Source organism: Streptomyces colonosanans, from assembly GCF_001866645.1.
In the GTDB taxonomy this organism is placed as follows: domain Bacteria; phylum Actinomycetota; class Actinomycetes; order Streptomycetales; family Streptomycetaceae; genus Streptomyces; species Streptomyces colonosanans.
Genome location: NZ_MLYP01000098.1, coordinates 1 through 16,091 on the forward strand (window position 1 = coordinate 1; position 16,091 = coordinate 16,091).

16 protein-coding genes are annotated in these 16,091 nt (G+C 71.5%); 11 read left to right on the forward strand and 5 right to left on the reverse strand.

Annotation, left to right across the window (positions count from 1 at the left end):
- Positions 1-281 precede the first annotated feature (281 nt).
- Positions 282-599: a hypothetical protein gene (locus BIV24_RS34045; protein ID WP_143064697.1), complete on the reverse strand. Its 318-nt coding sequence runs from the start codon at positions 597-599 to the stop codon at positions 282-284.
- Positions 600-658: 59 nt separating this feature from the next.
- Here BIV24_RS34045 and mshB point away from each other — a divergent pair, with 59 nt between their 5' ends.
- The 7 genes from mshB to BIV24_RS29215 all read left to right on the forward strand — a co-directional run bounded on the left by mshB (position 659) and on the right by BIV24_RS29215 (position 8,090).
- On the forward strand, positions 659-1,582 hold the full coding sequence (gene mshB, locus BIV24_RS29185; RefSeq protein WP_071369473.1) for an N-acetyl-1-D-myo-inositol-2-amino-2-deoxy-alpha-D-glucopyranoside deacetylase: 924 nt from the start codon (positions 659-661) through the stop codon (positions 1,580-1,582).
- A 23-nt stretch (positions 1,583-1,605) separates the two neighbouring features.
- On the forward strand, positions 1,606-1,998 hold the full coding sequence (locus BIV24_RS29190; protein ID WP_245766992.1) for a DUF6113 family protein: 393 nt from the start codon (positions 1,606-1,608) through the stop codon (positions 1,996-1,998).
- Positions 1,999-2,223: 225 nt separating this feature from the next.
- Positions 2,224-4,428, forward strand: a complete 2,205-nt coding sequence (locus tag BIV24_RS29195) for a hypothetical protein (RefSeq protein WP_071369475.1) — start codon at positions 2,224-2,226, stop codon at positions 4,426-4,428.
- A gap of 188 nt (positions 4,429-4,616) precedes the next feature.
- Complete coding sequence (locus BIV24_RS29200; protein ID WP_071369485.1) at positions 4,617-5,543, forward strand: ABC transporter ATP-binding protein; 927 nt, start codon at positions 4,617-4,619, stop codon at positions 5,541-5,543.
- Positions 5,540-6,280: an ABC transporter permease gene (locus tag BIV24_RS29205; RefSeq protein WP_071369476.1), complete on the forward strand. Its 741-nt coding sequence runs from the start codon at positions 5,540-5,542 to the stop codon at positions 6,278-6,280. The genes BIV24_RS29200 and BIV24_RS29205 overlap by 4 nt, the downstream gene beginning before the upstream one ends.
- The gene (locus BIV24_RS29210; RefSeq protein WP_425442604.1) at positions 6,277-7,479 is read left to right on the forward strand and encodes a sensor histidine kinase; all 1,203 of its coding nucleotides are present in this window, start codon (positions 6,277-6,279) and stop codon (positions 7,477-7,479) included. The genes BIV24_RS29205 and BIV24_RS29210 overlap by 4 nt, the downstream gene beginning before the upstream one ends.
- A complete protein-coding gene (locus BIV24_RS29215; RefSeq protein ID WP_071369477.1) occupies positions 7,476-8,090 on the forward strand; it encodes a response regulator transcription factor in 615 nt (204 codons plus the stop codon). Before BIV24_RS29210 ends, BIV24_RS29215 begins: the two co-directional genes overlap by 4 nt.
- Positions 8,091-8,198: 108 nt before the next feature.
- Here BIV24_RS29215 and BIV24_RS29220 read toward each other — a convergent pair whose 3' ends face one another.
- The gene (locus BIV24_RS29220) at positions 8,199-9,050 is read right to left on the reverse strand and encodes a transglutaminase family protein (RefSeq protein WP_071369478.1); all 852 of its coding nucleotides are present in this window, start codon (positions 9,048-9,050) and stop codon (positions 8,199-8,201) included.
- A gap of 13 nt (positions 9,051-9,063) precedes the next feature.
- Positions 9,064-10,113 (reverse strand): GNAT family N-acetyltransferase, encoded by a 1,050-nt coding sequence (locus BIV24_RS29225; RefSeq protein ID WP_071369479.1) that lies wholly within the window; start codon positions 10,111-10,113, stop codon positions 9,064-9,066.
- Positions 10,114-10,253: 140 nt separating this feature from the next.
- On the opposite strand from BIV24_RS29225, the gene fdxA reads away from it, so the two are divergent.
- Both fdxA and BIV24_RS29235 read left to right on the forward strand, forming a co-directional pair.
- Positions 10,254-10,574 (forward strand): ferredoxin, encoded by a 321-nt coding sequence (gene fdxA, locus BIV24_RS29230; protein ID WP_043443616.1) that lies wholly within the window; start codon positions 10,254-10,256, stop codon positions 10,572-10,574.
- Between the two features lie 249 nt (positions 10,575-10,823).
- Complete coding sequence (locus tag BIV24_RS29235) at positions 10,824-11,915, forward strand: bifunctional succinyldiaminopimelate transaminase/glutamate-prephenate aminotransferase (RefSeq protein WP_071369480.1); 1,092 nt, start codon at positions 10,824-10,826, stop codon at positions 11,913-11,915.
- Between the two features lie 76 nt (positions 11,916-11,991).
- Here the strand turns inward: BIV24_RS29235 and BIV24_RS29240 are convergent, their stop codons facing one another.
- Both BIV24_RS29240 and BIV24_RS29245 read right to left on the reverse strand, forming a co-directional pair.
- The gene (locus BIV24_RS29240) at positions 11,992-12,435 is read right to left on the reverse strand and encodes an ATP-binding protein (RefSeq protein WP_071369481.1); all 444 of its coding nucleotides are present in this window, start codon (positions 12,433-12,435) and stop codon (positions 11,992-11,994) included.
- A 366-nt stretch (positions 12,436-12,801) separates the two neighbouring features.
- Positions 12,802-13,758 carry a heavy metal transporter gene (locus tag BIV24_RS29245; RefSeq protein WP_079168630.1) on the reverse strand — a complete coding sequence of 319 codons (957 nt, stop codon included), beginning with the start codon at positions 13,756-13,758 and terminating at the stop codon, positions 12,802-12,804.
- Between the two features lie 96 nt (positions 13,759-13,854).
- On the opposite strand from BIV24_RS29245, the gene dapE reads away from it, so the two are divergent.
- The gene (gene dapE / locus BIV24_RS29250; protein ID WP_071369483.1) at positions 13,855-14,934 is read left to right on the forward strand and encodes a succinyl-diaminopimelate desuccinylase; all 1,080 of its coding nucleotides are present in this window, start codon (positions 13,855-13,857) and stop codon (positions 14,932-14,934) included.
- Between the two features lie 189 nt (positions 14,935-15,123).
- On the forward strand, positions 15,124-15,882 hold the full coding sequence (locus BIV24_RS29255) for an LOG family protein (RefSeq protein WP_071369484.1): 759 nt from the start codon (positions 15,124-15,126) through the stop codon (positions 15,880-15,882).
- Positions 15,883-16,091: the final 209 nt, after the last annotated feature.

Below are 16,091 nucleotides of genomic sequence, written 5' to 3' on the forward strand. Positions count from 1 at the left end.
CCGGGACCACAACGCCGCGAAGAACGTGAAATCGGCCGCCGGACTGGCGGTGACAGCCTGCGGAGCGCCGGTAAGACCAGAACCCGTTCTGGCACAGCGTGAAGAAACAGGAAGCCAGGGAATCCCACACGGAAACTGTGCCGCGTAGCGGCACAGCAACCCGTGGGACGGCCAGAATCCTCGGGCTTCAGCCCGAGGAGCATGTCAAAAGGACGAGAGCGCCGAGGAAACCCCGCAGCCCTGACGCCGAAGGATGCCTTCCGGATACGGATGGGCTAGTTTCAGCCACCTTGGTCCGAGGCGTCATCGCCCGGCTCGACTGACCCCCCTGCGTCTCGGGAATCGTTCTCGCAAAGATCGAGAAAAAGGTCTGGTATGAGGCTGCGGGGTGCATCAACAAGGAGTTCTTCCAGGGGCGTACCTCGCTCAACGAGAAGAAACTCCGCAGCCGCTATCTGGAGATCACCCAGCGGCGTAACAAGATCGCGCATGACGCCGACCTGATCGACGGCGACCTCAAGCAGCGCCGCCCCATCGACGAGGCAGAGGTGACGGACGCCATCGACTGGATCGAGCGGACCGCGCTGGCCATCGCTCACGTCCTCGACGATCAGGGGTGATAACCGGCCGGAAGACGACGGCCTCGTAGGGTGGACCCATGACGGATCTGCCCGACCGGCGTCTGCTCCTGGTGCACGCGCACCCGGACGACGAGTCGATCAACAACGGCGCGACCATGGCCAAGTACGCGGCCGAGGGCGCCCGCGTGACGCTGGTGACCTGCACCCTCGGTGAGGAGGGCGAGGTCATCCCGCCCGCGCTCGCGCACCTCGCGCCCGACCGCGACGACGCGCTGGGCCCGTACCGCGCCGAGGAGCTGGCCGCCGCCATGAAAGAGCTCGGTGTCAGCGACCATCGCCTCCTCGGCGGCGCCGGACGCTACCGCGACTCCGGGATGATGGGAACCGGGCAGAACCACCGCCCCGGTGCCTTCTGGTCCACCGACCTCGATGAGGCGGCCGGTCAGCTGGTGGCGGTCGTCCGGGAGGTACGGCCCCAGGTCCTCGTCACCTACGACCCGAACGGCGGCTACGGCCACCCGGATCACATCCAGGCCCACCGCGTTGCGATGCGCGCCGCCGAGCTGGCCGCGGACCCCGGCTTCCGTCCGGACCTCGGCGCACCCTGGGAGATCGTGAAGATCTACTGGAACCGGATGCCGCGGTCGGTCGCGGAGGCCGCGTTCGCGCGGTTGCGTCAGGAAATCGATACGACACCCTTCGACGAGGCGGCGGACATCAATGACGTCCCTGGTGTGGCCGAGGATTCGGTGATCACCACGGAGATCGACGGTGCGGGGTTCGCTACCGCGAAGGCATCGGCGATGCGGGCGCATGTCACGCAGATCGAGGTCGCGGAGCCCTGGTTCGCGCTCTCCAACGCCCTGGCGCAGCCGCTGTTCACCACCGAGTACTACGAGTTGGTGCGCGGCGGACCAAGCGGGACGACGGGCACCCCGGCCGCAGGTCGGGGGAGTGCCGCAGAACGAGAGACGGATCTGTTCCAGGGGGTGGCGGCATGATGTCGACCGGTAAGCAGCCGAGCATGCTGGCGCAGCCCCTGGGCCCGCCTTCGTTCGGGCGGATGGCCGCCTACCTCGGCCTGTTCGTGCTCGGCGCGGTGATCGGTCTGGCGGGCGCGCTCGTGCAGTCCGGCTGGTTCCCGGGCGGACTGCTGCTCGCCCTCGCGGGCGCGGCGGGGCTCTTCGTCGGCGGAAGCCGGGTCACGGGTACCCGCGCGGGGGCCGTCGCTCCCGCCGTCGGGTGGATGGTCGCCGTCGTCCTGCTCACCTCCAGCCGTCCGGAAGGCGACTTCCTGTTCAGCGCGGGCGCCGGATCGTATCTCTTCCTGCTCGGCGGCATGGCTGTGGCTGTGATCTGCGCCACCCTTGCCGGAGGGAGGCAACCGGGCGGCCCCGGCGCCCGACTTGGCAAGTGACGCACCACTGCGCCTCCACGAGACATGGGACGTCCCGCTCATACGCGGCACAGACGTGGGGGTGCCGTGCTGGTTTCCTCGCGGGCGCGGTCTGCGGGCCGCGAGCGGCCAGTATGGTGGTGCGCGCCGCCGAGTCTCCCCCAAGCTCTCGGCTTTGCACGAGCAGGGGGACCCCCCACCTGTTGAGGTCGAAGCGGGCGGCGGAGCCAACCGGGAGAACCTGCCTTGAGTCGTGAAACTGACAGTTCGTCCGCCGGAGCCAACGGGAGCGGCGGAGTCGCGTACCCGTCGGGGACGCCGCCCTACGGGACCCCCACTGCTTCCGGGGGCGGCGCCGACGCGAGCCGTTCGGCCACGCAGCCGGAGGACCGCAAGACCGAGACCACGCTGACCACCCGGATCCGGATCAACATCCCCGGATCGCGGCCCATTCCGCCGGTGGTCATGCGTACGCCCGTCGCAGACGGTGAGGCCGCGGACGACGCGGACGCCGACATCCAGACGGCGATCCCCGAGACCGCGCCCAGCGCCCCCGAGGGCCCCGCGGAGCCCTCCGCGGCGGGCGAGAAGAAGCCGACGAGTGACTGGTTCGCGCCCCGCAAGTCCGCTGGGCCCAAGGGCCAGCAGGGCGGCGGGTCGACGAACGGCGCTGGTCTGCCCGGGGCTTCGGGCGCGCAGGGCGCCAACGGCGCCTCGAGTGCGCCGAGCGGCCCTGGCGCGGCCGGCCCCGGCACGGGCGGAGTGCGCCCGGGTGGTCCGGGTGCGAACGGTACGGGTGGGGCACGCCCCACCGCGCCTGCCGGCACCGGCGCTCGGCCCGCGGGTGGCGCGGGCTCGCTCGGCGCACGTCCCGGCGGTACGAACGGCAGCGGCCTCCCGGGTGCCGCCGCCGCGGGACCCGTCGCGCCGGGCCATGGCGGTGGCACCGGCTCCTTCGACGTGTCCGAGGCGGTGGCGGCCAGCACGGCCTCGCTGCCGGTCATAGGCGTCGACGGCGGCGAGCTGCCCAACCTTGACGACCTGCCGTACTTCTCCGAGCCGGGCCGGGGCGGCCCGTCCGGCCCGACCGGCGGCCCGGTCACCGGCGACGGCCCGATCATCCCTCCCGCGAGCCCGACAGGCGCCGGCCCGGGCCTCGGCGCCCCCGGCACGCAGGGCGGCCCGGGCGGTCCGCTCGCCCCCGGCGCGCCCGGAGCCGCCGCGGGCCAGGGACGTCCCGGCGGCGGGCTCAGCGATGACACCGCGATCCTCACCCCGCAGAAGCCCGCCCCCGTGCCGGGCCCGCGGGGCTTGGGCGGCCCCCGTGACAACGTCGCCGGGCACACCGTCACCAGTGGTATCCCCCCTGTCCCCCAGGGCGGCCAGAACGGCGCGGGGCCGTTCGCAGCGGGACCCCGCTCGGACGGACCGCTGCCGCACACGCCCCCGAAGCTGCCCGAACCGCCCCAGGCGCAGTCCGCCCCCAGCGCGAAGCCGGCCAAGAAGAAGGGCCGCAACAAGCTGGTGCTCCTGGGCGGCGGGGTGTTCTTCATCGTCGGTGCCGTCTATGGCGCCGGGCTGCTGATGAACCACTCCGACGTCCCCAAGGGCACCACCGTGCTCGGCGTCGACATCGGTGACGGCACCCGTGACGACGCGGTCAAGAAGCTCGACGACGCTTTCGGCAGCAGGGTGAACCAGCCGCTGAAGCTGTCGGTCGACGGCAAGACCGTCGCGCTCAAGCCGGACCAGGCGGGGCTCCAGTTCGACACCCAGGCCACGGCCAGCGCGGCCGCGACGAGCGACTACAACCCCGTCTCGGTGATCCGCTCGCTGTTCGGCAACCACCGGGAGGTCGAGCCGAAGATGCCGGTCGACGAGGAGAAGCTGCAGGTCGCGCTGCAGAACGCCTCGGGCGGCACCGGATCGATGACCGAGGGCGGCATCAAGTTCGAGTCCGGCAAGGCCGTCGCCGTCTACGGCAAACCGGGCAAGGGCATCGACGTCCGCGGCTCGACCGCGCAGGTCCAGCAGGCGTACCGCACCCAGGTGGAGACGGGCTCGGCCTCGCCTGTCCGGCTGCCCACCACCACCCGGCAGCCCACGGTCTCCAACGCCGAGGTCGACCGGATGATGAAGGAGTTCGCCGAGCCCGCGATGTCGCGGAAGGTCTTCATCCAGACCGACGCGGCGCACGAGATCCCGTTCGGCTCCCTGTCACTGCCGAAGATCCTCGGCGTCAAGGCCGTCGGCGGCAAGCTCGTGGAGACGTACGACCTCGAGGCACTCAAGGCGGCGTACGGCAGCACCTTCGACGGTGTGCTGATCACCCGGGGCACCGGGCAGAAGACGGCCGTCACCCCCCAGGACGTCGCCTCCGCGCTGCGCAAGGCGCTGCGCGGCAAGACGGCGGCGGAGCGCGTCGGAGTCATCGACACCAACCCGAGCTGACCTCTGGTCGTCCGACTGAACGGAGCCTCTGCCCGCACCGGGCAGGGGTTCCGTTTCGCACGTGGGTGACCGAACCCGCGCTGCGCCGCACGGAGTTGCGCACTCCGCACGAGCATGACATCTGTCATCCGGTACTCCGGACCGTCGACACTGCCGGGCGCACGACCCCCACGGCCACCATTGATCACATGACGACGACAGCGACAGCGACCACCACCCCGGTGGTCGGCTTCGACCAGGTGAGCAAGACCTACGGGAGCGTACGGGCCGTCGACGGGCTGTCGCTGGAGCTGCACCCGGGGGAGACCGTGGCCCTGCTGGGGCCCAACGGCGCGGGCAAGTCGACCACACTCGACCTGCTCCTCGGACTCAAGCACGCGGACAGCGGCTCGGTCCGGGTGTTCGGAACCACCCCGCGCGAGGCCATCGTCGCCGGGCGCGTCGGCGCCATGCTGCAGAGCGGCGGCCTGATGGAGGAGGTCACCGTCGCCGAACTGGTGCGGCTCGCCTGCGCCCTGCACCCCAAGCGGTTCAAGGCCGACGACGTGCTGGCCCGTGCCGGCATCGCCCAGATCGCCGACCGCAAGGTCAACAAGCTCTCCGGCGGCCAGGCCCAGCGCGTACGCTTCGCCCTCGCCACCGCCGGTGACAGCGACCTGATCGTCCTGGACGAGCCGACCACCGGCATGGACGTCTCCGCCCGCCAGGCCTTCTGGGCCACCATGCGCGAACAGGCCGACCAGGGCCGCACCGTCCTCTTCGCCACCCACTACCTCGAAGAGGCCGACGCCATCGCGGACCGGGTGCTCGTGCTGCACCGCGGCCGACTCCTCGCGGACGGCACCGCAGCCGAGATCAAGGCGAAGGCGGGCGCCCGCCGCGTCTCCTTCGACCTGGAGGGCGAGTTCGACCAGGCGGCCCTGCGTGCCCTGCCCTTCCTGACCTCGATCGACATCAGCGGCCAGACCGTCCGTATCCAGTCCTCCGACGCCGACGCGACCGTGCACGCCGTCTACGGCCTCGGCGTCTACCCCCGCAATCTCGAAGTCGCCGGGCTCGGTCTGGAGCAGGCGTTCGTCGCCATCACGGAGGCCGAGGAGGCCAAGCAGTCATGAACAGCCTGATCAAGCTCGAACTCGCCCGCGCCCTGCGCAACCGCAAGTTCCTGTTCTTCTCGGTGATCTACCCGGCGGCCCTGTTCCTGCTCATCGCGGGCAAGGCCGACAGCACGACGAAGGTCGACGGCAGCGGTCTCACTCTCCCGACCTACATGATGGTCTCCATGGCCTCCTTCGGTGCGCTGACCGCCGTCCTTCTGGGCAACAGCGAACGCATCGCCAAGGAGCGGGAGAACGGCTGGGTGCGGCAGCTGCGGCTGACCACGCTGCCGGGACGCGGGTACGTCCTCGCCAAGACGGCCGGCGCCGCCGTGGTGAGCCTGCCCTCGATCGTGGTCGTCTTCGTCGTCGCCGCGGCCGTGAAGCACGTCCGCCTGGACGCCTGGCAGTGGCTCGCGCTGACCGGCGCGATCTGGGCCGGCAGCCTGGTCTTCGCCGCGCTCGGCGTCGCCATCGGCTACCTGGCCAGCGGTGACGCGGTCCGCCCGATCACGATGATCATCTACTTCGGCCTGTCGATCCTCGGCGGCCTGTGGATGCCGACGACGACCTTCCCGGACTGGCTGCAGAGCATCACCAAGTGGGTGCCCACGCACGCGTACGCTGCCCTGGGGCAGGCCATCGAACAGAGCGAGGCCCCGCACACCCAGGACATCGCCATCCTCGTCGTCTTCTTCGTCCTGTTCGCGGGCGGAGCGGCGTGGCTGTACCGGAAGGACACGCTGAAGGCGTGAGCACCACGACGGAAGACCTGCGGTCCGGCGAAGCCCGGGCCGAGCGGCTGCTGCGTATGGGCGAACCGCCCCGCGACAGGGCCGAGGCGCTGCGCAAGCTGGTCTGGATCCTCCCTTGGCTGATCTTCCTCAGCTCACCGGTGCACGACCTGGTCTCCGGGCCCCACAACACTGCCGCCACCGTGGCCGGCGGCGCGGGGCTGATGGCCTTCACCGGGATCTATCTGACGCTGGTCTTCCGGAACATGGGCCGACCGTTCTCCAGGCCCGTCGTCGGCTGGCTCGTCGCTGTGCTCGGCATACTCGCCGTCGCGCTGTGCCTGACCCTCGGCGTGCCGTGGATCGGCCTCTTCGTGTACGTCTCCGTCGCCTGCGGGGCGACGTTCCCGCTGAAGACCGCGTACTGGACGATCCCGCTGACCGCCGTGGCGATGCTGCTCGTCGCAGAGCACGACGGCGCGGACGGCATGTGGGTGCTGCTCCTGCTGGTGCTGCTCATCGGCTTCGCGATGACCGGCGTACGGCAACTGGTGCGCACCACGATCGAGTTGCGCCAGGCCCGTGCCACCGTCGCCCAGCTCGCCGCCAACGAGGAACGTCTGCGCCTCGCCCGCGACCTGCACGACCTGCTCGGCCACTCGCTCTCCCTGATCACCTTGAAGAGCGAGCTGGCCGGCCGGATGCTCCCCGACCACCCCGACAAGGCGGCCCAGCAGGTCGCCGACATCGAACAGGTCAGCCGCCAGGCCCTCGTCGACGTCCGCGAGGCCGTCACCGGTTACCGGCGCCCCCGGCTGTCCGCCGAACTGGCCGGAGCCAGAGTCGCGTTGACCGCGGCCGGCGTGAGCGTCGAACTGCCCGACGACCCCGATCTCGCCGGCGTCCCCGAGGAGAGCGAGTCCACGCTCGCCTGGGCACTGCGCGAGGCGGTCACCAACGTGGTGCGGCACAGCGGCGCGACCCGCTGCACGGTGGACCTGTTCCGCCGTCAGACCCTGGACGGCGCGTTCCTCGAACTCTCCGTCGAGGACAACGGATCGGGCGGCCCCGGCAAGGGCCCCGGCAACGGATTGACCGGCCTGACCGAACGCCTGGCAAAGGCCGGCGGCATGCTGGAGGCGGGCCGGGCCGAGCGCGGCTTCCGGCTGGTCGCCCGCGTGCCGTTCGCCCCCGGCACCGACGTAGGATCCCCGGCATGAGCAGCACGATCAGGGTCCTCCTCGCCGAGGATCAGTCGATGGTTCGCGAGGCACTGGCCGCCCTGCTCGGGCTGGAGGACGACATCGAGGTCGTCGCCCAGGTGGCACGCGGGGACGAGGTCGTGACGGCCGCGCGCTCCCACGACATCGATGTGGCCCTGCTCGACATCGAGATGCCGGGCGCCACCGGCATCGAGGCGGCGGCCGAACTCCACCGGGAGCTGCCGGCGCTCAAGGTGGTCATCCTCACCACGTTCGGCCGCCCCGGCTATCTGCGCTCCGCGATGGAGGCGGGCGCCGACGCCTTCCTGGTGAAGGACGCGCCCGCGGCTCAACTCGCCGAGGCGGTACGGAAGGTGCTCGCGGGGGAGCGCGTCATCGACCCCACACTGGCGGCGGCCGCCCTGGCCGACGGCGCCAATCCGCTGACCGACCGCGAACGCGAAGTCCTGCGCGCGGCGGCGGACGGCTCGACCAACGCGGAACTGGCCGCGGCCCTCCACCTGTCCCAGGGCACGGTCCGCAACTACCTCTCCATGGCCATACAGAAACTCGCGGTACGCAACCGGGCGGAGGCGGTACGGATGGCACGGGAGAAGGGCTGGTTGTAGCCACTGGTACCGGGCGCGGGGCTGCGACGGGGTGCGGCTCCGCCTTGTGGGCGCGGGTGACCACGGCTCGCATCCGGTCGAACGTACCCACCGCGCCTGGCTCACACCTCAGTTGAGCCGTGCCCGGGCCGCCTGCGCCTGCCCCCGCACTCGCTCCGCCGTCGGCGGATCCACCGTGGACACCACCTCGGCATACGCGTCGAGCTCCGCGGCACCCAGCAGGAAGTCCCCGCGCTGCACGAGGAGTTGAGCGCGTTCGTACCGCAGTCGCGCCGGACGCGACGGCAGCAGCAACGACAGCTCGACCGCCCACAGGGAGACATCCGACCGTTCGGGCCGGGCGGCAGCCCACGCGCGGATGTTGTTGAGGACCCGCAGGACGACGTCGAACGGATCGGCGGGCGTGAGCATCGACGGGTCGAGCGGCGCCCCTGTGGCCCCGGCGACCAGCAGCTCGGCGTCGCCGCCGGTCAGCATCCGGCCCCCGTTGAACGGATCGGCCAGCACCTGGTCGTCCGGCGGCCCGAACCCGACGACGAAGTGCCCGGGCAGGGCGACCCCGTACACCGGCGCACCCGCCCGCCGTGCCACCTCCATCCACACCACCGACAGCAGAATCGGCAGCCCGCGCCGCCGCCGCAGCACCTCGTGCAGCAGCGAGGACTCCAGGCGCCGGTAGTCCGCCGCAGAGCCGTGGAACCCGCAGCGACCGCCCAGGACGTCGGCCAGCGCGAGGGCCCAGGAGTGCGGTCCGCCCGGCGCGAACGGCAGCTGTCCGGCCAGCCGGTCCAGCTCGATCTGCGCGGCGTCCATCCCGGCCTCGTCCAGCCTCCCGTCCGCCGCGGCGCCCACCAGCAGGCACAAGGTCACAAGATCGGGCCGCGCGGACCGCGCCTCGTCGCCGAACCGCCGCCGTATGCAGGCGGCCCGCTCGGGCTCCGGGGGATAGAGGGCGTGCATGCCTCGAAACCTTTCACACCACCGGCGCGGGACCGGCGACCGTCCGGCCCTCCGCGTCCGGACCGAGGGAGCCCTCCGGCTCCCGGTAGTGGTGATACGCATGATGTGCCCCGAAGCCCAGTCCCGCATACAGGGCCCGTGCCGCTGGATTGCCCGTGTCCACCTGGAGCCAGGCCGCCGAGGCGCCCTCGTCCAGGGCCCGCTGGGCCAGTGCCGCCATCACGGTCGTGGCCAGGCCCCTGCGGCGCTGCGCCGGATCGACCTCGACGGCCGCGAAACCGGCCCATCGCCCGTCCACCACGCACCGCCCGATCGCCGCCGGAGGAGCACCTTCCGCCCCCGGAACCGTCGCGAACCACACCGAGGGCCCGCTGCCCAGCACCCTCAGCGCCACCTCGCTCAGCCCCTTGCGCTGGTAGCGGGCGAGCCACATCTCGTCCACCGTGCGCGTGAGCCGGACACCGGCCGCCTCCCGGTCCGCCACGGGGGCCAGCGCACCGGTCCACAGCTCGGCGGTCACCGCCCGCGTCCAGCCGCGCGACTCCAACTGCGCGCACAGCAGCTCCTGTGTGCCCTCCGCGCCGGTCGCCAGTTGCATATGGGCGGGCAGGCCGCGGGCCGCGTACCAGCGCCGTACGACCTCCAGCGCCTCGTCCAGCGGCAGCCCGGGATCGCCGAGGGGCAGCACCGAATTGGCCCGGCGCGTGAACCCGGCGGCGGCACGCAACTCCCACGCGCCCAGCTGTTCCCGCTCCACCGGCTGCCAGGCCCTGGCGGAGATCCGTGCCAGCTCCCCGTACGAGGCCGAGGGTCCCCTGCGACGGGCCGGAGCCGCCGGAACCACCTTGCCCGCGACCAGCGAGGACTCCGCAATCCGGACGCTCTCCCCGTCCCGCCGTGTGATCCGCAGCACACCGCCGTCCCATGAAGTGAGCACGCCGACCGTGTCGGTGTACTTCTCACCCTCGGCGGCATGTTCGTTCCACCGCCGTACGGAGACGCGTTTGCCCACGTCAGCAGCGGTGATACGGACCTCAAGTCGTCCGCCCGCAGAGATTTCCACAGGTCAGTTCACCCCTCCTGTTCGGATCATGCCCAGGAACGGAGATACTAGGGGCGGGCATCGACGACGCCGCGCTCCCGCGCGCCAGGCGGCGGAGCCTGAGCAGGCCCGCCAGCGCCCTACCGAGGAGGAACGACAGCGTGACCTACGTCATCGCAGAGCCTTGTGTCGACGTCAAGGACAAGGCGTGCATCGAGGAGTGCCCGGTCGACTGCATCTACGAGGGCCAGCGGTCCTTGTACATCCACCCGGACGAATGCGTCGACTGTGGAGCCTGTGAGCCGGTCTGCCCGGTCGAGGCCATCTTCTACGAGGATGACACTCCCGAGGAGTGGAAGGACTACTACAAGGCGAACGTCGAGTTCTTCGACGAGCTCGGCTCGCCCGGTGGCGCCAGCAAGCTGGGGCTGATCGAGCGCGACCACCCCTTCATCGCGGCGCTTCCCCCGATGAACCAGTAAGCGGTCTGCACACCCTCCCCCTGGTTCTCGGCTTCGCTCGAACCGGGGGGACCCCCACCCCTGGTTCTCGGCTTCGCTCGAACCGGGGGGACCCCCACCCCTGGTTCTCGGCTTCGCTCGAACCGGGGGGAACCTCATCACCCCGGTCCCGTACGGTGCGCGCCCGCGCCGCACGGGACCGCGGCGTTTGCGGCGCCCGTACGCTCGTAGCGGGGTGCACGCCGTAACAGCAGAAAGTGAGCGATCCCTGTGTCTGCAGTCTCAGAACGCCTTCCGACCTTCCCCTGGGACAGGCTGGAGCCGTACAAGAAGACAGCCGCCGCACACCCGGGCGGGATCGTCGACCTGTCCGTCGGCACCCCGGTCGATCCGGTGCCCGAACTGATCCAGAAGGCGCTCGTCGCCGCGGCGGACTCCCCGGGCTATCCGACCGTCTGGGGCACGCCCGAGCTGCGGAACGCGATCACGGGCTGGGTGGAGCGCCGTCTGGGCGCCCGTGGCATCACCGACCGCCATGTCCTGCCGGTCGTCGGCTCCAAGGAACTCGTCGCCTGGCTCCCGACCCAGCTGGGCCTCGGCCCCGGCGACAAGGTCGCGTACCCGCGGCTGGCCTACCCGACGTACGAGGTCGGCGCCCGCCTGGCCCGCGCGGAGTACGAGGTCTACGACGACCCGACCGCCCTCGACCCGACGAACCTGAAGCTCCTGTGGCTCAACTCCCCGTCGAACCCCACGGGCAAGGTGCTGGGCAAGGAGGAACTGACCCGGATCGTGGCCTGGGCGCGGGAGCACGGCGTCCTGGTCTTCTCCGACGAGTGCTACATCGAGCTGGGCTGGGAGGCCGAACCGGTCTCGGTCCTGCACCCGGACGTGTGCGGCGGCTCCTACGAGGGCATCGTCGCCGTCCACTCCCTGTCCAAGCGCTCGAACCTGGCCGGCTACCGGGCGGCGTTCCTCGCGGGCGACCCGGCCGTCCTCGGCCCGCTCCTGGAGATCCGCAAGCACGGCGGCATGATGACGCCGGCTCCGACGCAGGCGGCGGTGGTGGCGGCGCTCGGCGACGACACACACGTCGGCGAGCAGCGCGAGCGCTACGCGGCCCGCCGCACGGCCCTGCGCGACGCGCTCCTCGGGCACGGCTTCCGGATCGAGCACAGCGAGGCGAGCCTTTACCTGTGGGCGACCCGCGACGAGTCCTGCTGGGAGACGGTGGCCCACCTCGCCGACCTGGGCATCCTGGTCGCACCGGGCGATTTCTACGGACCGGCGGGCGAGAGGTTCGTACGCGTGGCGCTGACGGCGACGGACGAGCGCATCGCGGCGGCGGTGGAGCGGCTGTGACGCCTACGGCGGAGGAGCCCGGGGCGCGCCGCCCCTGACCTCTCCGCCGTACTGTGCCGGGCACTCGCCCCGGGGCTCAGCCGCCCAGGGGCAGCCCGTGCAGCGGCAGCTGCTGCGTCGGCAGCCCGCCGCCCGTCGCCGTCCCGGCGGTGTCACCGAGCAGAGCGCCGGTCTGCCCCGCCGCGCCCCCGGCCGTCCTGTGCGCGACCGGCGTCGCCGTCCCGACGGCCTGACCGGCGGCCCTGCTCGCGGTCGGTACCGCCTTCTTGACCGCCGCGCCGCCGGTCGTGACCGCCGCGCCGCCCGCGTTGCCGGCGAGCCCGGTGACCTTCTGCGCGGCACCGTCGACGGTGGTGCCGGCCTGTGCGCCGTCCAGGGCGGTCAGCCCGCCGAGGTTCGGGGTGGCCGGCAGACCGGTCGTCGCCGCGCCGGCGGAGCCGGCCGCACCGACCACGGGCGCCGCTCCCGCTGCGATCAGCAGCGCGGCACGGGCGATCCGGCGGGTCAGGGAGAGGGACATGATGCTCCTTGGACGAGAGAGAACGGTGAAGTGTCCGACCCTGCCCGGGAGTTCGGCCGCTCGTGGGCCGACTGGCTGTCGGCCGGTTCCGCTGTTGATCGTCCGGGCTCGGACGCAGTGACTACCGCTCGAGGCCCGCGAAGGTTGCGGTGGCCCGCCGCAAAGAGTTGGCAATGCGTCGCATTATCGGCTGGGGATGAAATCGGGCAAACGAAACCGCTCGGCAGACCCGCCGAGATCCCCACGTCCCTTTGCCCCCAAGGGATTTGGCGTGTACGGGTAGGGCGGCGCGGCAGCCCGCGCGCCCCGTCGTGGAGGCGTGCTGTGCACAACCCCGAAGGGTGAGAGCCCGTACTGCTGCCCGAGTTAATCCTCGGTGACGATACGGACTTGGGCGGCCGACGCCTTCGCGTCCGAACCACCCGTCGTACGCCACTTGTTCGCATACCCTCCACGCGACCACTCGCGGCCTGCGAAGGAGACACGCGAGATGTGCAGCGACGAGGAGTTGGCCACGGCCCAGTGCGCCAGCGCCCAGCCCCGCTCGTCGGAGGTGCCCGAGGCGGTGGTCTTCCGGGGCACGGGGATCGTCACCGTGCCGGTGCCCTGTGCCGCCGTGGCCGTGGGGGACGACGAGGGGCGTTCGGTGGCCGCCTCCGCGCCGGCCGAGGCCAGCACATCACGGCCGAAGTCCCGTACGAGCGCGGCCCGCACCGCGTCCGGGCCACTGGTCTCGCTCGGCGCCGGGCGGCCCTGACAGGTCAGCGTGGCCGCCGACCGGCCGGTGAGCGCGGCGGCGAGCAGCGTGGCGTCCGGCTCGTGCTTCGCGTACGCCTCCGGGAAGCCGCTGCGCTGCACGCGCTGGGCGGCGACGGTCAGCGGCAACTCGGTGTAACCGGGCACCTTGGCCAGATGCTCGTAGAACATCCCCGCCGCGTAGACCGGGTCCATGATCTGCCGCTCGGTGCCCCAGCCCTGCGACGGGCGCTGCTGGAACAGGCCGAGCGAATCCCGGTCGCCGTGCTCGATGTTGCGCAGACCCGACTCCTGGAGCGCGGTCGCGAGCGCGATCGTCACCGCGCGCTCGGGCATACCGCGGGCGGTCCCGACCGCGGAGATCGTCGCCGCGTTGACCGCCTGCTCCGGAGTGAACTCGTACGACGCCCTGCCTCCCTTGCCCGATACGACCTCGCATCTCGGCGTGCCCGAGCCGGTGAGGTACTGGACGGCGAGATAGCCGGCGACGGCGAACAGGACCATGACGGCCGCGCCATAGCGCAGGAGGCGGCCACGTCGGCGGGAAGAGGAGGACGGCTCTGGCACCCGTACAAGGTACTGGAGGCGATCACGGTTGACTCCCGGGGCTGTGGACAACTCCTGTGGCAGCCGTGGGCGGTCGGGCGCGTTAGGGTCGACGGCATGGCCGCTACCCCCCTTGACCTCACGCTGGACGCCGCGCGGCTCACCGCGCAGCTCGTCGACTTCCCCTCCGAGAGCGGTGGCGAGCAGCTCCTCGCGGACGCCATCGAAACCGCGTTGCGCGCCCTGCCGCACCTGACGGTCGACCGGTACGGCAACAACGTCGTGGCCCGGACGCACCTCGGGCGGACGGAACGCGTCATCCTGGCGGGCCACATCGACACGGTCCCGATCGCGGACAACGTGCCCTCCCGGCTGGACGAGGACGGCGTGCTGTGGGGCTGCGGCACCTGCGACATGAAGTCGGGCGTCGCGGTCCAGCTCCGCATCGCGGCGACGGTTCCCGAGCCCAACCGCGACCTCACGTTCGTCTTCTACGACAACGAAGAGGTCGCCGCACACCTGAACGGCCTCAAGCATGTGGCCGAGGCACACCCCGACTGGCTGGAGGGCGACTTCGCGGTGCTGCTGGAGCCCTCCGACGGCCAGGTCGAGGGCGGCTGCCAGGGCACGCTGCGGGTGCAGCTGAAGACCAAGGGGGAGCGGGCCCACTCGGCACGCAGCTGGATGGGCGCGAACGCGATCCACGCGGCGGCCCCGATCCTGGCCCGCCTGGCCGCCTACGAACCCCGGTACCCGGTGATCGACGGCCTGGAATACCGGGAGGGGCTGAACGCGGTCGGTATCTCGGGCGGGGTGGCCGGGAACGTGATCCCCGACGAGTGCGTGGTCACGGTCAACTTCCGCTACGCGCCGGACCGGAGCGAGGAGGAGGCGATCGCACACGTCCGAGAGGTGTTCGCGGACTGCGGGATCGAGGAGTTCGTCGTGACCGACCACAGCGGCGGAGCGCTGCCCGGTCTCTCGCACCCGGCCGCAGCGGCGTTCCTCGAGGCGGTCGGCGGCACCCCCCAGCCCAAGTACGGCTGGACCGACGTCTCCCGTTTCAGCGCATTCGGCGTCCCGGCCGTCAACTACGGCCCGGGCAATCCGCACTTGGCGCACAAGCGGGACGAGCGCGTGGAGACGGCGAAGATCCTCGCCGGCGAGGAGCGCCTGAGGGCCTGGCTGACGTCCTGAGACCTGCCGCCGGACGTCGGCATGGCGGTTCATGGCGGACATACGCACGTCCCCCGCATGTAACCCGCATGGATCTACGCTGGGGTGGAACGACCTTCCCCAGGCCCTCGGCTGCGCCCCCACTCTCGGCTGCGCTCGAGCGGAGGGACCGCCCTGACCAGGGAAGACTCTGACGCGGAGGGAGCGCACATGCCTACCGGCAACCCCGAGGGCAAGAAGGTGCCACCGGACGAGCAGCGACTCGGTCCCGTGCTGCGCAGGCGGGACCAGGTGATGACGAGCACCACGGACCAGAGGCTGCTGGACGCGGGTGGTCCCTCGGACTGGGTCCACACGGACCCATGGCGCGTCCTCCGTATCCAGTCGGAGTTCATCGAGGGCTTCGGCACGCTGGCCGAACTCCCGCCCGCGATCAGTGTGTTCGGCTCGGCACGGACACCGCCGGACTCGTCGGAGTACGAGGCGGGCGTGCGGCTCGGGCGCGGCCTGGCGCAGGCGGGCTGGGCCGTGATCACGGGCGGTGGCCCGGGCGTGATGGAGGCGGCCAACAAGGGCGCGTGCGAGGCGAAGGGGATCTCGGTCGGGCTCGGCATCGAGCTGCCCTTCGAGCAGGGCCTGAACCCGTACGTCGACATCGGACTGAACTTCCGCTACTTCTTCGTCCGCAAGATGATGTTCGTGAAGTACGCGCAGGGCTTCGTGGTCATGCCGGGCGGCCTCGGCACCTTGGACGAACTCTTCGAGGCCCTGACCCTGGTCCAGACCCAGAAGGTGACCCGCTTCCCGATCGTCCTCTTCGGCACGTCGTACTGGGGAGGCCTGATCGACTGGCTCAAGAACACCCTGGTGGCCGAGGGCAAGGCCGCGGAGAAGGACCTGCTCCTGTTCCACCTGACGGACGACGTGGAGGAGGCGGTGGCGCTGGTCTCGAAGGAGGCGGCACGTTAGCCGGTGCCGTGTCCCGGGCCTGAACCGACGCCCTGCGGTGCCTGGCGCGGTGCTGCGCACCCGGGGCCCCCGGCCGCCGGTTCCGGCCCGTACGACCTCGTCCTCGAGCGCCCCCGCCTTCGGCCGCGCACGAGCGGGGGGAGCCCCCATGACGGGCTGATCGCGGGGGCGCGGGGGTACTAGTGCTGCTCCGCGTTAGTTCGTGGAGG